At 40.6% G+C, this 18,437-nt stretch carries 15 protein-coding genes; 13 read left to right on the top strand and 2 right to left on the bottom strand.

Annotation, left to right across the window (positions count from 1 at the left end; translation table 11 throughout):
• The first annotated feature begins 6 nt into the window (after window positions 1–6).
• The 4 genes from PaeCFBP13512_RS01260 (at window position 7) to rpe (ending at window position 4,627) form a co-directional block, all read left to right on the top strand.
• The gene (locus PaeCFBP13512_RS01260) at window positions 7–780 is read left to right on the top strand and encodes a Stp1/IreP family PP2C-type Ser/Thr phosphatase (RefSeq protein WP_069329043.1); all 774 of its coding nucleotides are present in this window, start codon (window positions 7–9) and stop codon (window positions 778–780) included.
• Entirely contained in the window at window positions 777–2,951 is a 2,175-nt protein-coding gene (pknB, locus tag PaeCFBP13512_RS01255; RefSeq protein WP_137220704.1) for a Stk1 family PASTA domain-containing Ser/Thr kinase, read from the top strand. Before PaeCFBP13512_RS01260 ends, pknB begins: the two co-directional genes overlap by 4 nt.
• A gap of 80 nt (window positions 2,952–3,031) precedes the next feature.
• Window positions 3,032–3,961, top strand: coding sequence for a ribosome small subunit-dependent GTPase A (gene rsgA / locus PaeCFBP13512_RS01250; RefSeq protein ID WP_137220703.1), 930 nt, complete (start codon window positions 3,032–3,034; stop codon window positions 3,959–3,961).
• Between the two features lie 3 nt (window positions 3,962–3,964).
• A complete protein-coding gene (rpe, locus tag PaeCFBP13512_RS01245; RefSeq protein ID WP_137220702.1) occupies window positions 3,965–4,627 on the top strand; it encodes a ribulose-phosphate 3-epimerase in 663 nt (220 codons plus the stop codon).
• Between the two features lie 207 nt (window positions 4,628–4,834).
• On the opposite strand, the gene rpmB is transcribed toward rpe, so the two are convergent.
• Entirely contained in the window at window positions 4,835–5,023 is a 189-nt protein-coding gene (gene rpmB / locus PaeCFBP13512_RS01240) for a 50S ribosomal protein L28 (protein WP_069329046.1), read from the bottom strand.
• A gap of 440 nt (window positions 5,024–5,463) precedes the next feature.
• On the opposite strand from rpmB, the gene PaeCFBP13512_RS01235 reads away from it, so the two are divergent.
• Genes PaeCFBP13512_RS01235 through recG form a run of 3 tightly spaced genes read left to right on the top strand, consistent with a single transcriptional unit; the run spans window position 5,464 to window position 10,210 of the window.
• Window positions 5,464–7,257 carry a DAK2 domain-containing protein gene (locus tag PaeCFBP13512_RS01235; RefSeq protein ID WP_137220701.1) on the top strand — a complete coding sequence of 598 codons (1,794 nt, stop codon included), beginning with the start codon at window positions 5,464–5,466 and terminating at the stop codon, window positions 7,255–7,257.
• Between the two features lie 27 nt (window positions 7,258–7,284).
• Window positions 7,285–8,145 (top strand): DegV family protein, encoded by an 861-nt coding sequence (locus PaeCFBP13512_RS01230; RefSeq protein ID WP_069329048.1) that lies wholly within the window; start codon window positions 7,285–7,287, stop codon window positions 8,143–8,145.
• 13 nt (window positions 8,146–8,158) lie between these two features.
• A complete protein-coding gene (gene recG, locus PaeCFBP13512_RS01225; RefSeq protein ID WP_069329049.1) occupies window positions 8,159–10,210 on the top strand; it encodes an ATP-dependent DNA helicase RecG in 2,052 nt (683 codons plus the stop codon).
• 219 nt (window positions 10,211–10,429) lie between these two features.
• On the opposite strand, the gene PaeCFBP13512_RS01220 is transcribed toward recG, so the two are convergent.
• The gene (locus PaeCFBP13512_RS01220; RefSeq protein ID WP_137220700.1) at window positions 10,430–10,963 is read right to left on the bottom strand and encodes a hypothetical protein; all 534 of its coding nucleotides are present in this window, start codon (window positions 10,961–10,963) and stop codon (window positions 10,430–10,432) included.
• Between the two features lie 277 nt (window positions 10,964–11,240).
• Here PaeCFBP13512_RS01220 and PaeCFBP13512_RS01215 point away from each other — a divergent pair, with 277 nt between their 5' ends.
• From PaeCFBP13512_RS01215 to PaeCFBP13512_RS01190, 6 genes are all read left to right on the top strand, one after another.
• Entirely contained in the window at window positions 11,241–12,272 is a 1,032-nt protein-coding gene (locus tag PaeCFBP13512_RS01215; protein WP_137220864.1) for an ABC transporter substrate-binding protein, read from the top strand.
• Between the two features lie 162 nt (window positions 12,273–12,434).
• A complete protein-coding gene (locus tag PaeCFBP13512_RS01210) occupies window positions 12,435–13,370 on the top strand; it encodes an ABC transporter permease (protein ID WP_137220699.1) in 936 nt (311 codons plus the stop codon).
• The gene (locus tag PaeCFBP13512_RS01205) at window positions 13,370–14,164 is read left to right on the top strand and encodes an ABC transporter ATP-binding protein (RefSeq protein WP_069329052.1); all 795 of its coding nucleotides are present in this window, start codon (window positions 13,370–13,372) and stop codon (window positions 14,162–14,164) included. The genes PaeCFBP13512_RS01210 and PaeCFBP13512_RS01205 overlap by 1 nt, the downstream gene beginning before the upstream one ends.
• A gap of 213 nt (window positions 14,165–14,377) precedes the next feature.
• Window positions 14,378–16,051 carry a sensor histidine kinase gene (locus PaeCFBP13512_RS01200; protein ID WP_175425217.1) on the top strand — a complete coding sequence of 558 codons (1,674 nt, stop codon included), beginning with the start codon at window positions 14,378–14,380 and terminating at the stop codon, window positions 16,049–16,051.
• Window positions 16,048–16,893, top strand: a complete 846-nt coding sequence (locus PaeCFBP13512_RS01195; RefSeq protein ID WP_137220698.1) for a LytR/AlgR family response regulator transcription factor — start codon at window positions 16,048–16,050, stop codon at window positions 16,891–16,893. Before PaeCFBP13512_RS01200 ends, PaeCFBP13512_RS01195 begins: the two co-directional genes overlap by 4 nt.
• A 148-nt stretch (window positions 16,894–17,041) precedes the next feature.
• Window positions 17,042–18,385: an L-lactate MFS transporter gene (locus PaeCFBP13512_RS01190; RefSeq protein ID WP_137220697.1), complete on the top strand. Its 1,344-nt coding sequence runs from the start codon at window positions 17,042–17,044 to the stop codon at window positions 18,383–18,385.
• Window positions 18,386–18,437 lie beyond the last annotated feature (52 nt).

Below are 18,437 nucleotides of genomic sequence, written 5' to 3'. Positions count from 1 at the left end.
TCACATTTGATTAGAACAGCGCAACATAGTGATAGGGGACACGTTCGACAAGTGAATGAAGATTCAGTATGGATTGGTTCAATTCAACAGGAATATACATTAGGTATAGTTGCTGATGGTATGGGCGGACATCGTGCTGGCGATACAGCAAGTCAACTGGCAGTGCAGACGATTATTGGTGATCTGCAAGGGCTAGAAGCGGGCTTATCGCTTGAAGCATGTCGTGCCGCATTACATGATGCTATTTTACATGCGAATAATGTTGTTTTTCATACTGCTCAAATGGACGACAGTTACCACAATATGGGAACGACTGTTGTAGCTGTATTGCTACGCGGTAATAGCGGCATTATCGGTCATATCGGTGATAGCCGCGCTTATCTGGTAGGCGAAGAAGCATTACGTCTATTAACGCAAGATCATACACTGGTCAATGAATTACTCAAAAATCATCAGATCACCCAAGAAGAAGCAGCTGTTCATCCGCGCCGTAATGTATTAACACGTGCGCTGGGTACAGATGCAGAAGTTGTCGTTGAAATTGACGATATTCAGCTTAAAGTTGGCGAAGTGTTATTACTATGTAGCGATGGCTTAACCAATATGATTGGTAATCAGCAGATCGAGACCGTTGCGTTAGCAGGTATTGCACTTGAAGAACGCGCGAAGCATTTAGTAGCATTAGCCCTAGAAGCTGGTGGCGAAGATAATATTACTGTTGCCCTGTTCGAAATGGATGACTCTACAGTAGAGTTAAGCACGAAGGGGTGGGAACAATGATCGGACATACGCTAGGCGGCCGTTATGAAGTCATCGAGGAAATCGGTGGCGGTGGTATGGCGCTTGTATATAATGCGCGCGATGTGCTGCTTAATCGTCATGTTGCCATCAAAGTTTTGCGCCAGCAATTTGTATATGATGAAGAATTTATTCGCCGTTTTCGTCGTGAAGCTCAATCGGCGGCTTCCTTATCACATCCTAATGTGGTCAGCATCTATGATGTCGGACAAGAAGGCGATATTCACTATATCGTGATGGAATATGTACAAGGTTACAATTTAAATGAAGTGATCAAAGAACGTGCGCCTTTGCCTGTAGATGAAGCGATACGAATTGCTTCCCAAATCTGCGATGCACTAGATCATGCTCATCATAATCAGATTATTCATCGTGATATCAAACCGCATAATATTTTGATCGGACGTAATGGCCGGGTCAAAGTAACCGATTTTGGTATCGCTCGTGCTGTCACCTCTACAACGATTACACAGACAGGCTCTGTGGTCGGTTCGGTGCATTACTTTTCACCTGAACATGCTAAAGGTGTGGCTACAGGCGAGAAGTCTGATCTGTATTCACTGGGTATTGTATTGTATCAAATGCTCACTGGGCGACTTCCTTTTCTGGGCGAAAGTCCTATTAGTGTAGCGCTTAAGCATTTACAAGATGAATTTGAAGAACCGCGGTTGATCAATCCGCTGATTCCGCAAAGTGTAGAAAATATTATTTTGAAATCTATGCGCAAAAATCCTTCGGAACGTTATAACTCGGCGCATGAAATGTTGCAAGATTTGGACACTTGTCTTTTACCAGAACGTCGTAGTGAAACCAAAGTGTATTTCCCTACGATTGATGATGATGAACAGACACGAGTTATATCCGCAATTCGCCCGACTTCGATTCCTATTGGGGATGATGATCGTAAGTCTGATCGTGAAATGTCACGCTCGTCTGCGCCTTCGAAGAAACAGCGTAGATGGGTGAAGCCGACGATTTGGATTTCTGCGGTTGTCGTCTTGCTGGCACTGATGACGATTGCGACGATGTATGTTCGCTCGACTTTAGAAGTGGCAGATGTGGCTGTACCGAATCTGATCAATCAGACACAGGATAACGCCAAGAAGCTAGTGGATGCTCAGGGATTAGAAATCGGTCAGGTCACAAGTGAATACAAAGAAGGACAACCTGCCGGTATTGTTATCGCCCAGAGTAAAGACGCGGGATCGATGGTCAAAGAGGGCGCTATAATTGATATTACGGTTACCGCTGAAAAAGAGTTATCCAAAATGCCTGATCTGAATGCCAAAACATATGAAGATGCACGTAAACTTTTACTTGCTGAAGGATTCAAAGAAGATCAGATAACACGTATAGATGCAAATAATGACAATGTAGATAGTGGAACCGTATTTGATCAGACTCCAGGAGCGAATGCAGATGTTGATCCCGCAACGACAACAGTCACGGTGACTGTAAGTAAAGGAACAGCTACAGCTTCAGTACCTGATCTAACCGGTATGAGTCAATCAGAGGCGCAATCCAAACTATCTTCTAACGGATTTGCTGTAGGCGATGTAGGGCAAGAAACCAGCTATACTGTAGCGAATGGTAAAGTGACCCGACAAAACCCTGCTTCCGGTAATTCATTAAGCAAAGGAAGTAAAGTATCGTTCTGGGTGAGCTCTGGGTATCCGCCAGAAGCATTCGACTATACGTACTCCGTATCTATTCCGCCAGCTACAGCAGGCAAATCAAGCAAAATCAATATTAAATATACCGATGCTACTGGTGAAAACAAAGATTGGGGAACCAAAACAATCAATTCACGTCAATCGCTAAAAGTGAATATGGTTTTGGGACCAAATCGAGATGGAGCTGTATCAATCTATCGTGATGGTGAATTTATTGATACGTACGCGATTGGGTATAACGAAGCGAAGCAAGGTACTGTACAAGAAACTGTAGTCGAACCAGACGCTCCTGTTGAAGTTCCACCGGTCGATAATGGTGGAAGTACAGGCACAGGCACGGGAACAGATGATCCTGCCGTAGATCCACCAGTAGACGGTCAAGGCACTACACCGACTGATCCAGCTACAGATGGAACTGCGACGACTGATCCAACAACAGAAGAAGGAACAGCGGATAGTGGAGATACCAGTACACCGTAATAGTGATCATGTATAAACCAGTAACCATAAGAATGCACAATCCAAAGAAATAAGCTTTATCCATGAGGGGACGTAATCACATGCTACAGGGCTTAATCGTCAAAGCTTTAAGCGGCTACTATTATGTACAACAACAAGTCGATGATATAGCCTCGGGCGGGGATCACCGGAAAACAGTTCAGTGTCGTGGACGCGGTATTCTTAAGAAAAAAGGGATTGCGCCTTTAGTCGGCGATCAAGTGTTGTATTCGTTAACTGAAAATGGAGAAGGTACAGTGGAAGAATTATTACCTCGAAAAACAGAGTTGATTCGTCCACCTGTGGCCAATATTGAACAAGCTGTTCTTCTGTTTTCAGTGAAAGAACCGGATTTGAGTCTACATTTATTAGATAAATTTCTGGTTCATGTGGAAGATGCGAATCTAGAACCATTGATTTGTTTTAGCAAAATGGACTTGATCGATCCAGACGATACTCAAACATTAGCTGAAGTGGAGCAAGCACGTCTACTGTATGAACAAATTGGTTATAAAGTCATTTTGACCAGTGCGGAAGACGGTTTAGGTACAGCATCGATTCGTGCAGAATTATCGAATCGAATTAGTATGTTTGCAGGACAATCAGGTGTGGGTAAATCTTCTTTACTGAATGCTATTATTCCTGGAAGTACAATCAATACTAGCGAGATCAGTATGCGACTTGGACGTGGACGGCATACGACACGCCATGTCGAGCTGATAGAGCTTGATGGCGGTGGTTATGTAGCCGATACTCCGGGATTCAGTCAGATGAACTTTACACAGCTTGGTGTAGATTTAGAAGACTTGGGATCATGTTTCCGTGAGTTCAATGAATACTCAGACGGTTGTAAGTTCCGTGGATGTACTCATTTACACGAGCCGGGCTGTAAAGTAACCGAAGCATTAGCTAAAGGTGAAATCGCAGAAAGTCGCTATAAGCACTATCAATTATTTTATCAAGAAATGAAAGATGAAAAACGGAGGTATTGAACGATGAACCCTATCAAAATTGCGCCTTCGATCTTGTCTGCTGATTTTGCCAAATTAGGTGCAGAAATCGCAGAAATCGAACGTAGTGGAGCAGATTGGTTACATGTTGATGTAATGGATGGTCATTTTGTACCTAATATTACATTCGGTGCTCCTGTATTACAGGCGGTGGCTCCGCATACAGGATTGTTTGTAGATGTGCATCTAATGATCGAAAATCCAGAAAATTATATTGCTGATTTTGTTAAAGCAGGCGCACATATGATTACTGTGCATGCAGAAGCATGTGTACATTTACATCGTGTTATTCATTTGATCAAAGAGCATGGTGTGAAAGTAGGGGTCGCTTTGAATCCTGCAACTCCGATCTCTGCGATTGAAGAAGTATTGGATGATTTGGATATGGTACTTGTGATGACCGTTAACCCGGGTTTTGGTGGACAAGCGTTTATCCCACGTATGGTCGATAAAGTAAAACAATTACGTGATTGGGCTAACGCGAAAGGTCATACGGCTTTTCATATCGAAGTCGATGGAGGCATCTCCGCAACAACTGCCAAATTGGTCGTGGATGCAGGTGCAGATGTGTTAGTAGCAGGAAGTGCTATCTTTGGAGCTCCTGATCGTGCTAAAGCGATCCAAAGTATTCGAGATAGCTTGAACTAACCAACTCATGATCTTGTAGTGATTGCATATATATCATAAAAAAACCAGTAACGTTATCAGTACGATAATAGTTACTGGTTTTTTATATAGGTGTATATGTATATTTGGAATGTTTGAGCCATAATTTAAAAATGAAATCAAAAAAACATCCCTATCGCTAGAGATGCTTTTCATCATTACATATAATACAAATGTATTAGCCGTAAATTATACGCGAGTCACTTTACCGGATTTCAAAGCACGGGTGCTGACATATACGCGTTTTGGTTTACCGTCTACCAAGATGCGAACTTTTTGAACGTTCACGCCCCAAGTACGACGATTGCGGTTATTAGCGTGAGAAACAGTATTACCACTACCAGGTTTTTTACCTGTTACATAACATTTGCGAGCCATAGTTACACCTCCTATTTCCAAAAAAACTGCATGAAAACAACACTTCTACCATATTAGCATAACGATTTGACTATAGTCAACAGTGTCAAATACTTTATTTATTTCTATGGTAGGTTATAGTACAATGTAAAATAGTCCGACGTATATCTTTTTGTTGGATCTTAAAGGTAACTGACTTGATGATTTCTGGATCGTTTATAAGAAATCGTCTATTCTTTATACCTTCTCGCCTATTTTTGGTACTTGGTACAAGGACAAGGTTCTAATTTGTAGGTATGGTGGTAATGGATAGAGTGGCATTGATAGAGAATAGTCTGTTATAGTCCTTATGAAATACAAATATGGCTTTTCAACAATCTTAACTACAACTAAAAATGAATATCCTGACCGAAATATGATCCGGCAGGATGTATAGGTATGATGAGGAAGGGGAATTTTCATTGAGTAAGCGTTTTTTAAATGGGACTGATTTTACCGCTATGGTACTGGCTGGAGCGGAGCGATTGCAACAACATGCAGAGCACGTCAATTCCCTCAATGTGTTTCCGGTACCTGATGGAGACACAGGCACTAATATGAATTTGACGATGACTGCGGGCGTTACAGAACTAAAGCGTAATCACTCGGCTGCTATTGGATCAACTGCAACCGTATTATCTAAAGGGTTATTGATGGGAGCACGTGGTAATTCAGGTGTTATTTTATCTCAATTATTCCGTGGATTCAGTCGTTCTGCGGCTTCATATGAAGAATTAAATGCGAATCAATTTGCAGCAGCTCTTCAAAGTGGAGTGGAATCAGCGTATAAAGCAGTCGTGAAACCGGTAGAAGGAACCATCTTAACGGTTGCCAAAGAAGCTGCCAAACATGCACTCTATTATTCACGTCGCACGACCGATATTACCGAGTTGATGGGCGAAGTGCTCAAGCGTGCTCAAGAAACATTGGCACAGACTCAAGAAATGTTACCGATCCTCAAGCAAGTAGGCGTAGTGGATTCAGGTGGACAAGGATTAGTCTATATTTATGAAGGCTTCTATAACTACTTACAACATGGTTATGAAGTGAATCAAGAGCAAGCGGATATCTATGCGAATATTGGAGAAAGTGTTCCGGTACAAGGTTCTAGCGTAGCTTTGGATAAAGCTAAAGGATTAGCGACCACTACTCCTGATCATTCTGCTCAATCTCGTATGGAGACCGAAGATATCGAGTTCTTGTACGATATGGAGTTTTTTATCAATCGTCAGATCGGTGATATCAAAAATGCTGCTTTTAATGAAGAATCTTTCCGTCAGGAACTTTCTAAGAATGGAGATTCAATTATTGTTATTGCCGATGATGAAGTGGTCAAAGTACATGTCCATTCCAAAGCACCCGGTGAAGTATTGAACCTGGCATTACGTTATGGTGAGATTACACAGATTCATATTTTGAATATGCGTGAGCAACATCGTGATCTATTATCAGCAGGACTAGATATTGCGCCATCACCAGACGTATTTGCTGAAATGCCACCACAACCACTGACTGCTCAGGAAACAGCTACACCTCCAGCAGAAGAAGTGGCAGCTTATGGATTTATCGCGGTATCATCAGGAGATGGTATTTCTGATATTTTCAAAAGTCTAGGTGTAGATGCGATTCTATCCGGCGGGCAAACGATGAATCCGAGTACAGAAGATTTCGTCAAAGCTGTAGAAAGTATGTCAGCTGACCATATCTTTATTTTGCCAAATAACTCTAATATTGTACTGGCAGCTCAACAAGCCAAAGACTTATTAGAAGAAACACATCACATCACAGTTATTCCAAGTAAAAGTATTCCACAAGGGATTGCTGCGGCATTTGCTTTTCAAGAAGATGAAGATGTCAGTGTCAATCAGAGCAATATGAATGAAGCACTGCAACATGTGAAGTCCGGTCAAGTGACTAATGCTGTACGTGATACTGTTATTGAAGATATGAATATTAAAGAAGGACAATATATCGGAATTCATAATTCCAAAATTGTAGCCGCTAGTGATCTCATGCTAACCACCTGTCAACAACTACTGTCCAAAATGATCGAAGAAGGACAAGAAGTAGTGACTGTGTTAGTAGGGCACGATGCAGATGATCAAGACACCAGTGCACTTATGGGCTGGTTAGAAGAGACATATCCGGATGCAGAGATTGAGATGCATGAAGGTGGTCAACCCGTTTACCATTACTTATTCTCGGTAGAATCTTGAAAATAGGAACGATAGGAGGGAGAAACGATGGCACATACGATAATCGTGACTGATAGTACAGCAGATATTCCGGCTGCTCTAGCAGAACAGTATGGTATACGGATTATCCCGTTAAGTTTATTTTTCGGTGAAGAAACGTTTCAAGATGGTGTAGATATTAAGGCGACCGAGTTTTACCGTCGTCTGGTGTCTGTATCAGTATTACCAACTACATCACAGCCTTCCCCTGCCAAATTTGCAGAAATGTATGAATCGATTCATACGCAGTATCCAGAGGCTTCCATTATTTCGCTTCATTTGTCTTCTGGACTTAGCGGGACGTATCAATCTGCACTTATTGGGAAATCAATGATCGATCAAGATGATCATATAACAATATTGGACTCCAAATCAGCATCATACGGTTTTGGTATGGCTGTGGTCCACGCTGCAAGACTTGCGGAACAAGGCAAAACAGTAGATGAGATTGTAGAAGGTATTGAACATATTTTGAAAAGTCGTTCGCTATACTTTATTGTAGATGATCTGGAAAATCTGCGTAAAGGTGGACGGATTGGACGAGCATCGGCTGTTCTCGGAACCTTGCTTAATGTGAAACCAATCTTATCAATCGACGAACAAGGACAAATCTATGCGGTTGAAAAAGTAAGAGGTCAGAAAAAAGCAATGGCACGTATCGTTGAAATGATGCGTCAAGAATTAAAAGTTGATAAAATTAACCTAGCTTTGGGACATACAGCTGATCCACAGTCTACCGAGCCACTGTTAGCGCTGTTCAAAGAACATTATGAGATTGGTGAACTGGTATTGCCAGACATCGGATCTGTAGTGGGAAGTCATACAGGAGCGCGCACATTAGGGATCTTCGCGTGGCCGGATCAGCCATAAACGAGGGATGAACATGAATATCAGTCTGGAACAGATTACAGTTCGGCAAGTGAACGGCGTGAGTGCTCTCAAAGAAGGAGAGCTTCACGCCTTTGGCGTCTATACGATCCTTGATTTACTGGAATATTTTCCATTCCGGTATGAAGATTATCGTTTACGATCATTAATAGAAGTCAAAGATGGCGAAAAAATAACCGTTCAAGCCAAAATAGTAGGTCTACCTGTACTACAACGTTATGGTAAAAAGTCACGTCTGACCTGTAAAATGATGGTCGACGATTGGATGGTTACAGCGACATGGTTTAACCGTCATTATCTCAAAGAACAATTAACTTCCGGTCGTGAAATTATACTGACTGGCAAATGGGATCAACGCCGCTCACAAATGACAGTGCTTGATTCTGAATTTCCTGATAAAGGAACACAACGTAGTGGTAGTCTGCAACCTGTCTATTCGGTCGGGGGTAATATCACGCAAGGTTGGATGCGCAAAACGATTGGTAAAGCGCTCGACCAATACGGTGAAATGATTCCTGAGATTTTGCCACAAGAGATTATGCGTCGGTATAAGCTGGTATCACGCAAGCAAGCGATTCGCCATTTGCATCAACCTGGTGATATTGAAGAAGGTAAGCAAGCACGTCGCCGCATGGTCTATGAAGAGTTATTTCTGTTCCAATTAAAATTACAAGCGTATCGCAATATTAATCGTAAGCGTAATAGCGGAATTGTCCATACCACAGATAATGCGACGATTCGTGAATTTGTTCGTAGCTTGCCATTTGAATTAACGAATGCGCAGAAGCAAGTGGAATTGGAAATTCTCAAAGATATGCGTGAGCCTTATAGTATGAATCGTTTGCTTCAAGGAGATGTAGGTTCTGGTAAAACAGTAATCGCTGCGATCGCTTTATTTGCAACTGTGCGTTCAGGGCATCAAGGCGCACTGATGGTACCGACCGAGATTCTAGCAGAACAGCATATGCGCTCGCTCCAGCGAATGTTTGAGCCTTTTGATATTACAGTCGGGATGTTAACCAGTAGTGTCACAGGGCGCAAGCGGAAGGATCTACTGGCTTCTTTGCAAATGGGAATGATAGATATTCTGGTAGGTACCCATGCTTTGATTCAAGATGAAGTGTATTTCCGCAGTCTGGGCGTAGTGGTCACTGATGAGCAGCATCGCTTTGGTGTCAATCAGCGTAGTATTTTAAGACGCAAAGGGTTCGATCCTGATGTGCTCACGATGACAGCTACACCTATTCCACGTACACTAGCTATTACCGCCTTTGGAGATATGGATGTGTCGACGATTGCAGAACGTCCTAAAGGTCGCAAACCGATCAGCACGTATTGGGTGAAACATAATATGATGGATCGTGTCAAAGGGTTTATTGCGCGTGAAATTGACCAAGGACGACAAGCCTATCTCATCTGTCCACTTATAGAAGAATCCGACAAATTGGATGTACAGAATGCGATTGATCTGTATATACAAATGGATCAAGATTTTCCTAATTACAAAGTAGGATTATTACATGGACGTATGAGTGCAGCAGAAAAAGAAGAAACGATGCGCCACTTTTACAGTAACGATATTCAATTGTTAGTCTCAACAACGGTTGTTGAAGTTGGAGTAGATGTACCTAATGCCACACTGATGATTATTATGGATGCTGATCGCTTCGGCTTATCTCAACTTCATCAGTTAAGAGGACGGGTTGGTCGGGGTGAACATGCATCGTTTTGTATTTTGATTGCTGATCCGAAGTCTGAAAATGGACAAGAGCGGATGCGTGCTATGACTGAAACCGAAGATGGATTTGAAGTTTCTCGTCGTGATCTAGAAATTCGGGGACCCGGTGAATTTTTTGGTACCAAGCAAAGTGGATTGCCTGAATTTAAAGTAGCGGATATGATGAGCGATTATGAAGTATTAGAAATTGCTCGTGTAGATGCTGTTAAATTAGTAAGCAACGAATTTTTCTGGACTTCACCCGAATACGCTGCTTTGCGGGATTATCTGGAACGACAGCAAGTATTTCAAGGCGAGTTAATGGATTAAACGCAATAGACTCAAACTGGATATGAAAAAGGAGAATACGATGATCGTATTCTCCTTTTTTTGTTATACGTTATAAAATACATATGATTAACATGTACAAATCGATATCTCAGCAGTAAATATTATTTTTTACAAAGATATCTCTAATTATAGATTGACGGTGTATAGGATAGAGCTTTAATATAGATTTAATATACATTTTCGATATCAAATATATTCTTACATAGCACTGTTAATAATCCTCTGTGCTTGATCTTTTGCCTCTACCTTATATTGTTCATATTGTGTTTGTGTAATTTGACCAGCAGCTAATTGTTGCTGCCAGATGATGCTTATGTTATTGATCAACAAATCGGTAATTTTCGTTTCTTCCATACCTTGATGCTCAGCGATTTGAGCAATTGTATCTCCATCTTGTAAATACTGTTTTAATTCCAAACTGTTCATACCGAGTAAACTGGATATTTCATCAAATAAATGGCCTGTATTTGCTATCGTATCAATAGATAATAGATTTCTTGTTGTTAATATAGTATGGGAAGCAGAGGGTATACGTTCTCTTTGCATAAGTTGGTGCATATCACGCCTTGGAGTCTGATTAACGGATAATGGAGTCGCTATCGTACGTTCCAGTCGGCTAGGAATGGTTTTGCTGATTGTCGCTGCATGAGCTTGTGGAATAATCAGTAAGGTTCCACTTACAGCTAGCGCCATTGCCATTGAACTGGTCGCCATTATTTTTTTGATATCCATCAGGCTCTCTCCACCTTTCTAACTTGATACTTTACGTTGAGGATATCCACTTAGCATACTTGCTGTAGATGAGAATACTCTTAAAAGTAAATTAAAATACGCTAAGAATATTTCATAGAATGTAAAGTATAAGGACTCTACCCTTTTTTATACTGAGACTTTTACTAAGTAAAGTTGCAACGCATTCAAACGGCATTGTAGTTTGAATGATGCAGTTCAGTTTACTGAACATATACAGCTTGAGACTAGAGACGAGAGGGGTTACAGACAAATGAATATGAAGCAGAAATGGATTTTACTTCTAAGTATGGTGCTAATGATCTTAACCGCAGTAGGGTGTAGTAACAGTGGAAGTGAAGGTGCTTCTTCAGGAGAGGCAGGCAGTACAGATAGTAAATCCTACAAAATCGGCATTTCGCAGATTGTCGAGCATCCTTCTTTGGATGAGACTCGTGAAGGGTTTTTAGCAGCACTTAAAGATGCGGGCATGGTAGAAGGTCAGAATTTAACAGTCGATTATAAAAATGCACAGGGCGATTCCACCAATAACTTATCGATTGCACAGACATTATCTCAAAGTGATAATGATCTCGTGTTAGCGATTGCTACCCCTTCAGCGCAAGCTGTTGTCAGTCAGGTTAAAGATTCACCTGTTTTATTTGCGGCAGTAACAGATCCATTAAGTGCCAAGATCGTTAGCGATCTACAAAAGCCGGGTGGAAATGTATCAGGAGCATCGGATACGAATCCAGAAGCAATCACAGAATTAGCTGATTTTATCGGTACAGAATTACCTGATATCAAAACGATTGGATTAGTGATTAATGAAGGTGAACCTAATGCTGTAATTATGGCACAACGTGCAGAAGAAGCTTTCAAAAAGCACGGAATTACGATGATCAAAGCAGCAGTTACCAATACTTCTGAAGTTCAGCAAGCTGCACAATCATTAGTTGGTCGTGCAGATGCCTTTTATATTACACTGGATAACTCGGTAGTGAGTGCAGTAGATACTGTTATTCAATTAGCCAATGAGAACAAAATGCCTTTCTTCTCTAGTGATCGCGATACCGTTGAAAAAGGAGCTTTTGCTACAGTAGGCTTCAAATATTATGATCATGGTTATCAAGTCGGTCAAATGGCTGTAGACGTATTGAAAAATGGCAAAAATGTAGGTGATCTACCTGTAGCTATGCAAGAAAAGCTAGATTTGATTTTGAATCTGAAAGCAGCTGAAGCACAAGGTATTAAAGTGACTGATGAAATGAAAGCCAAAGTCAAAGATCCTGAGAACAATTTGATTCAATAATAGTATAGTAGCGAGCACTATAGCTAAAAGTGAAATAGGATCACACAGAGTGGGGTGAGCTTCTTTTGAGTTCATCCCATTTTGCTACCGTAGGCTTGATCCTATCCGTGTCAGCACCAGCGATCAGCAACGAAGCAACATGAAGAAAGGGCGGGCTAGAGTATGGAGTTATTTTTGAAAATAGGCGAAGGATCGATACAACTAGGTTTGTTGTATGCTCTGCTCGCATTAGGTGTATATATTACGTTTCGTATTTTGGATTTCCCTGATTTGACGGTGGATGGAAGCTTTACCACAGGCAGTGCGATTGCAGCAGTGATGATTGTTCATGGTTTTTCGCCGTGGTTAGCTTGTCTAGGAGCTTTTGCAGGCGGACTTGTAGCAGGAGCTTGTACAGGATTACTTCATACAAAAGGTAAAATTAATGGACTATTGTCTGGTATTCTGATGATGATTGCATTGTATTCGATTAATTTGCGCATTTTAGGTAGTCCGAACGTGTCTATTTTTGGTAGCGATATGGTATTTGATCATATTTCTCCAATCACATTGATGCTGATTATTGTGATTGCATGTAAATTGTTGCTAGATGCCTTTTTGCGTACAGATATGGGATTGGCGCTGCGAGCAACAGGCGATAATAAGCAAATGATTCGCAGTCTAGGCGCTAATACCGATACAACAACCATTATTGGAGTAAGTCTTTCCAACGGGCTGGTGGCTTTATCAGGTGCCTTTGTTGCTCAGACATCGACTTTTGCAGATGCGACATCAGGTATTGGGATGATTGTGATCGGACTAGCTTCGGTCATTATAGGAGAAGCGATTTTCGGTGCCAAAACGGTATTTAGAGCTACATTGGCTGTTATTTTAGGTTCGATTGTGTATCGGATTGTGGTCACAGCTGCTCTACGAATCGAATGGTTTGAAGCATCTGATCTCAAATTAATTACAGCGGTTATAGTTATTATTGCACTTGTGTTCCCGGCTGTTCGAAGCAAAGTGAAACAAAAAGGATTAGCCAAAAAGCGCTCTGCTGAACTATTAAGCAATATCCAGACAGCGCCCTATTCCAAACCAACCGGAGGTGAACAGTAATGTTGCATATCGAAAATGTATCTAAATTGTTCAATCCGGGTACTGTCGATGAAAAAATTGCTTTGATCGGTATTCAGCTTCATTTGAAGCCGGGCGATTTTGTGACTGTGATCGGTAGTAATGGTGCAGGCAAATCAACACTTATGAATATTATTTCCGGGGTAATAAAACCTGATACAGGTCTGGTTAATATCGAAGGGCAATCGGTAGGACATCTAGCAGAATATCAGCGTAGTCGCTGGATCGGACGTGTTTTTCAAGATCCAATGGCTGGAACAGCTCCTCATATGTCGATTGAAGAAAATCTAGCGATGGCGTATCGTCGTGGTAAAAATCGTGGCTTTTCATTTGGCGTGACAACAGCAAGACGTAATCTTTTCAAACAAGAGTTATCACGTCTTGGGATTGGATTGGAAAATCGGCTACGTGCCAAAGTGGGGATGTTATCAGGTGGAGAACGCCAAGCTTTGAGTCTACTAATGGCAACATTTACTCGCCCACAGATACTATTACTGGATGAACATACCGCTGCCCTTGATCCTGCACGTGCCGACTTGATTACATCACTGACCAAAGAAATTGTACGTGATATGAATCTAACGACATTGATGGTTACACATAATATGGAGCAAGCGATACGTCTTGGTAATCGTCTAATTATGATGGATAAAGGCAAAATTATTTTGGATATTGATGAAGAACGGAAAAAAGATCTAACGATCGAACGATTGATGTCTGAATTTGAGCAAATCAGCGGGACTAAAATGGCAGATGATCGTGTAGTACTTGGTTAAAGGCCTATATTAAATATTTGAAGATAAACCCAATCATTCTGTGATCTACAGAGCGATTGGGTTTATTTTGAAAGGTGTCACAATCAAAAGAAGCAAAATAGTGTAAAATAAAAAGAATGTAGTTCAACCATAATCATAACCAGAATCTAAACGAAAACGAAAGAATAAAAAAGTATATCTTATATCCTTTTTAACTTTATAGTGGAGGCATACATGCTTAATAATAATGTAACGTTAATTATCCTGTTACAGCTGTTTGAACGTGCAGCATTGTTACTGATTTGTTTATACTTTTTGACGAGGTTATCGCATTTTAGACAGATTTTTCAGAAAGATATATTATTCAAAAAAGATTTGCTAATTATTTCGATTATTTTTAGTGGATTTGCTGTATTTGGTACGTATACAGGTATAAATGTAGAAGGTTCACTGGTCAATGTACGAATTATAGCTGTAATGGCTGGAGGTATATTATTTGGTTGGCCGGTCGGAATCGTCACTGGTGTCGTCTCAGGACTTCATCGCTATTTGATTGATATAGATGGTGTTACTTCAATACCTTGTCTGATTACCAGTATTACCGCAGGAATTGTCTCAGGATATATTCATCAAAAAGTAAAGCGTAATCGACGCTGGATTGCTGGTATAGCAGCAGGCATGTTTTGTGAAGCATTAACCATGTTTTTAATTCTAGTGATGGCAGAACCGGCTCAACTAGGTCGAGAAATCGTATCTATTATTGCCTTGCCGATGATTCTAGGTCAGGTGAGTGTAGGTCTAATCGTTCTATTTGTACAAGGAGTCGAAGGGGAAAAGGAAAATATCGCTGCAAGGCAAGCAAAGTTAGCACTGGATATTGCCAATAAAACACTTCCTTATTTCAGATCCATTAATAGCGAATCATTGCGCAAAATATGCGGTATTATTAAAGAAGATATTCAAGCGGATGCTGTAGCGATTACAGATACCAAGCTCATTTTAGCTTATGTAGGACTTGGCGAAGATCACTACAATATCGGGCATGAGATTATTACTGATGCGACCAAGCAGACGATTCGTAGCGGTGAGATTATGATTAGCAATAACGATATGGAAGGCAAAGTGCCTAATATTCAATCGTTAATTATTATTCCTTTGACTGAAAAAGGGATCGTTACAGGTGCACTCAAGATTTATTACCGTAAAGCGCATAAAATAACATATTCTTTACAAACATTAGCAGTAGGTCTTTCTCAGATCATTTCTACATTGATGGAAGTGTCTCGGATTGAGCAGATGAAAGAAATGGCAAACAAAGCTGAAATTAAAGCATTACAGACCAGTATCAATCCTCATTTTCTATTTAACGCTCTCAATGCGATAGCATCGTCCATCCGTATCGATCCTAACTATGCCCGTGAAATGATTATCAATCTATCCGGTTATCTTCGTCATAGTCTGGAATGGAGTGACCAATTGATCGATATTAATAAAGAACTCGGTCAGGTTGTGAATTATGTTGAGATTGAAAAAGCACGATTTGGTAATAAATTGACAGTGATCTATGATGTGGATGAAGAAGTAGAAGTGAAAATCCCCAGTCTTATTATTCAGCCATTAGTGGAGAATGCGATAGTACATGGCATTTTGAAAGGTAAAGGTTCCGGTACAGTAACATTGTCGGTTAAAGATCATGGCGATCAAGTACTCATCAGTGTAGAAGATACAGGAGCAGGAATCGATCAAGATATTATTACGAATGTCTATAATGGTAAAATGCCTGAAAATCGAATCGGGCTTTCAAATGTGCATCAACGGGTCAAATTGATCTATGGTGAAGGATTACAGATAGAGCGTCTTGAACGAGGCACACGTATCCAGTTTAAAGTGAAAAAGGAGATGTCATGAAAGCAATCGTAGTGGAAGACGAATTTCTGGCGAGACAAGAATTAGAATATTATATCCGTACACATAGTCAGATTGAGATTGTAGGTAGCTTTGACGATGGAATGGATGTTTTAAAATATGTACAAGATCATGAAGTAGATGCTATTTTTCTTGATATTAATATTCCTTCGTTAGACGGTGTATTCTTAGCGCATACGATCAGTAAATTTTCACGTAAACCTTATATTATTTTTATTACAGCGTACAAAGAACATGCCGCAGAAGCGTTTGAAATCGAAGCGTTTGATTATATTTTGAAGCCCTATAGTGAGTCTCGTATGACATCAATGTTACGCAAATTAGAAAATACGTATGAACGTGATCAAGGTTCGCAGACTCTATCTAATCCGTCTTCTGAAAAAGAATCAACAGAGCAACATGCTGAAGAGACTCATTCTAATGCAGATCAGTCTACATTAGGTCAATCAACAACAGCCAGTACAACACATGTTCCTCATCATGCACATGTGTTGCAAGGTAAGATTAGCTTATGGAAAAATGATAAAATTCAGGTGATTCCTGTAGATGATGTGTATTATGCATCTGCCAGCGAGAAAGTAACGAATGTATTTACCAAGCGAGCTGAATATACAGTCACTTCAAGTATTTCAGAATTTCAAAATACATTACCAGAGGAATACTTCTTCCGTTGTCATCGTTCGTATATCGTCAATATCACCAAAATCCGTGAAATTGTGCCGTGGTTTAATAACACTTATTTACTGCGTTTACATGATTTGGATTATGAAGTTCCCGTGAGCCGAAGTAAGGTCAAAGAGTTCAGGCAGATCATGAGTATCTAAAGGCATTTCATTCCGTATATACTGCATTTCATTCCTTTTTGGGAATGTTACATCAAAGGTAGGGTTATAATTTGGTCATAGGAAACAGAGAATTCTCCGAACCATATAACACTACAATTTGCGGTCCTTACGGAAAGGAACATCGATCATGAAAAACGTATCCAATCAAGCCAGTACAGCTCAATTACAAACCACTAAACCTCCAGTCAATCGTTGGTTGATTGCACTCGGTACAATTATTGTACAAATGGGTCTGGGGACGATTTATACATGGAGTCTTTTTAACCAGCCTCTTGTTGATAAATTCGGTTGGGGTCTCAGTTCAGTAGCGATTACGTTTTCGATTACCAGTTTTGCTTTAGCTTTTTCCACTTTATTTGCAGGAAAATTACAAGAAAAATGGGGTATCCGTCGTCTGATTGGTATCGCGGGTATTGTACTCGGTGTAGGCTTAATGCTTAGTTCGCAAGTCTCTTCATTACCTTTATTGTATATGTTAGCAGGGGTGATTGTTGGATTTGCAGATGGTACAGCGTATATTACATCGCTATCTAACTTGATCAAATGGTTCCCGGAACGTAAAGGGTTAATCTCCGGAATATCTGTAGGAGCATATGGAACAGGAAGTCTCATTTTCAAATATATCAATGGTGCTTTTATCGGTTCTGTAGGTGTATCAGCAACATTCTTGTACTGGGGCATTATTGTGCTACTAATGATCGTTATTGGTTCACGCTTTATTCGTGAAGCAAATGTATCCGGGGCACCAGCTCCACAAGCAAAAGCAGCACAACAACGCGTAGGTGATAGCCAACCATCTTCTATCAAACCAACAGCAACAGTAGTTGTTCATGATTATACAGTTAAAGAAATGCTCAAAACCAAACAAGTATACTTACTGTTTATTATGTTCTTTACCGCATGTATGAGTGGATTGTACTTAATCGGAATTGTCAAAGATATCGGTGTTCAATTAGCAGGTTTGGATTTGGCTACAGCAGCTAATGCGGTTGCTATGATCGCTATTTTCAATACAGCAGGACGTATTATTTTGGGAGCATTGTCTGATAAAGTAGGACGCATGAAAGTGATCTGCGGTACATTTATGGTGACAGCAGCAGCAGTTGCGGTTCTAAGCTTTATCCCATTAACATACAGTATCTTCTTCGCAGCTGTTGCAGCGATTGCATTCTGCTTCGGTGGTAATATTACCGTATTCCCTGCGATTGTGAGTGATTTCTTTGGACTCAAAAATCACAGCAAAAACTATGGTATTGTCTATCAAGGATTTGGTATTGGTGCATTAGCAGGTTCATTTATCGCAGCATGGATGGGTGGATTCAAACCAACCTTTATCGTTATCGGCATGTTATGTATCGTATCCTTCTTGATTGCACTGTGGATCAAACCTCCAGTTGCTGGCGCAACCGAAGAAAAACAAACCGCAGACGAGAAAAAATGGAGTGCCAAACCGCATACAGCACGTAGTTAATAGGCATACTCTATTGTACTTGTAAGATGTAGATATGATTATGGAAATACAA

This window comes from Paenibacillus sp. CFBP13512 (assembly GCF_005233705.1).
GTDB classification, from domain to species: domain Bacteria; phylum Bacillota; class Bacilli; order Paenibacillales; family Paenibacillaceae; genus Saccharibacillus; species Saccharibacillus nuruki.
The sequence above is the reverse complement of the archived record's forward strand: the minus strand, read 5'-3'. Positions and strand labels throughout refer to the sequence as shown.

Excerpts from the sequence above, each read along its gene's own strand:
- PaeCFBP13512_RS01215 (WP_137220864.1), top strand. The coding sequence starts at position 11,241 with ATGAAGCAGAAATGGATTTTACTTCTAAGTATGGTGCTAATGATCTTA.
- pknB (WP_137220704.1), top strand. The coding sequence starts at position 777 with ATGATCGGACATACGCTAGGCGGCCGTTATGAAGTCATCGAGGAAATC.
- recG (WP_069329049.1), top strand. The coding sequence starts at position 8,159 with ATGAATATCAGTCTGGAACAGATTACAGTTCGGCAAGTGAACGGCGTG.
- PaeCFBP13512_RS01220 (WP_137220700.1), bottom strand. The coding sequence starts at position 10,963 with ATGGATATCAAAAAAATAATGGCGACCAGTTCAATGGCAATGGCGCTA.
- PaeCFBP13512_RS01230 (WP_069329048.1), top strand. The coding sequence starts at position 7,285 with ATGGCACATACGATAATCGTGACTGATAGTACAGCAGATATTCCGGCT.
- rpe (WP_137220702.1), top strand. The coding sequence starts at position 3,965 with ATGAACCCTATCAAAATTGCGCCTTCGATCTTGTCTGCTGATTTTGCC.
- PaeCFBP13512_RS01205 (WP_069329052.1), top strand. The coding sequence starts at position 13,370 with ATGTTGCATATCGAAAATGTATCTAAATTGTTCAATCCGGGTACTGTC.
- PaeCFBP13512_RS01200 (WP_175425217.1), top strand. The coding sequence starts at position 14,378 with ATGCTTAATAATAATGTAACGTTAATTATCCTGTTACAGCTGTTTGAA.
- PaeCFBP13512_RS01195 (WP_137220698.1), top strand. The coding sequence starts at position 16,048 with ATGAAAGCAATCGTAGTGGAAGACGAATTTCTGGCGAGACAAGAATTA.
- PaeCFBP13512_RS01190 (WP_137220697.1), top strand. The coding sequence starts at position 17,042 with ATGAAAAACGTATCCAATCAAGCCAGTACAGCTCAATTACAAACCACT.
- rpmB (WP_069329046.1), bottom strand. The coding sequence starts at position 5,023 with ATGGCTCGCAAATGTTATGTAACAGGTAAAAAACCTGGTAGTGGTAAT.
- rsgA (WP_137220703.1), top strand. The coding sequence starts at position 3,032 with ATGCTACAGGGCTTAATCGTCAAAGCTTTAAGCGGCTACTATTATGTA.
- PaeCFBP13512_RS01210 (WP_137220699.1), top strand. The coding sequence starts at position 12,435 with ATGGAGTTATTTTTGAAAATAGGCGAAGGATCGATACAACTAGGTTTG.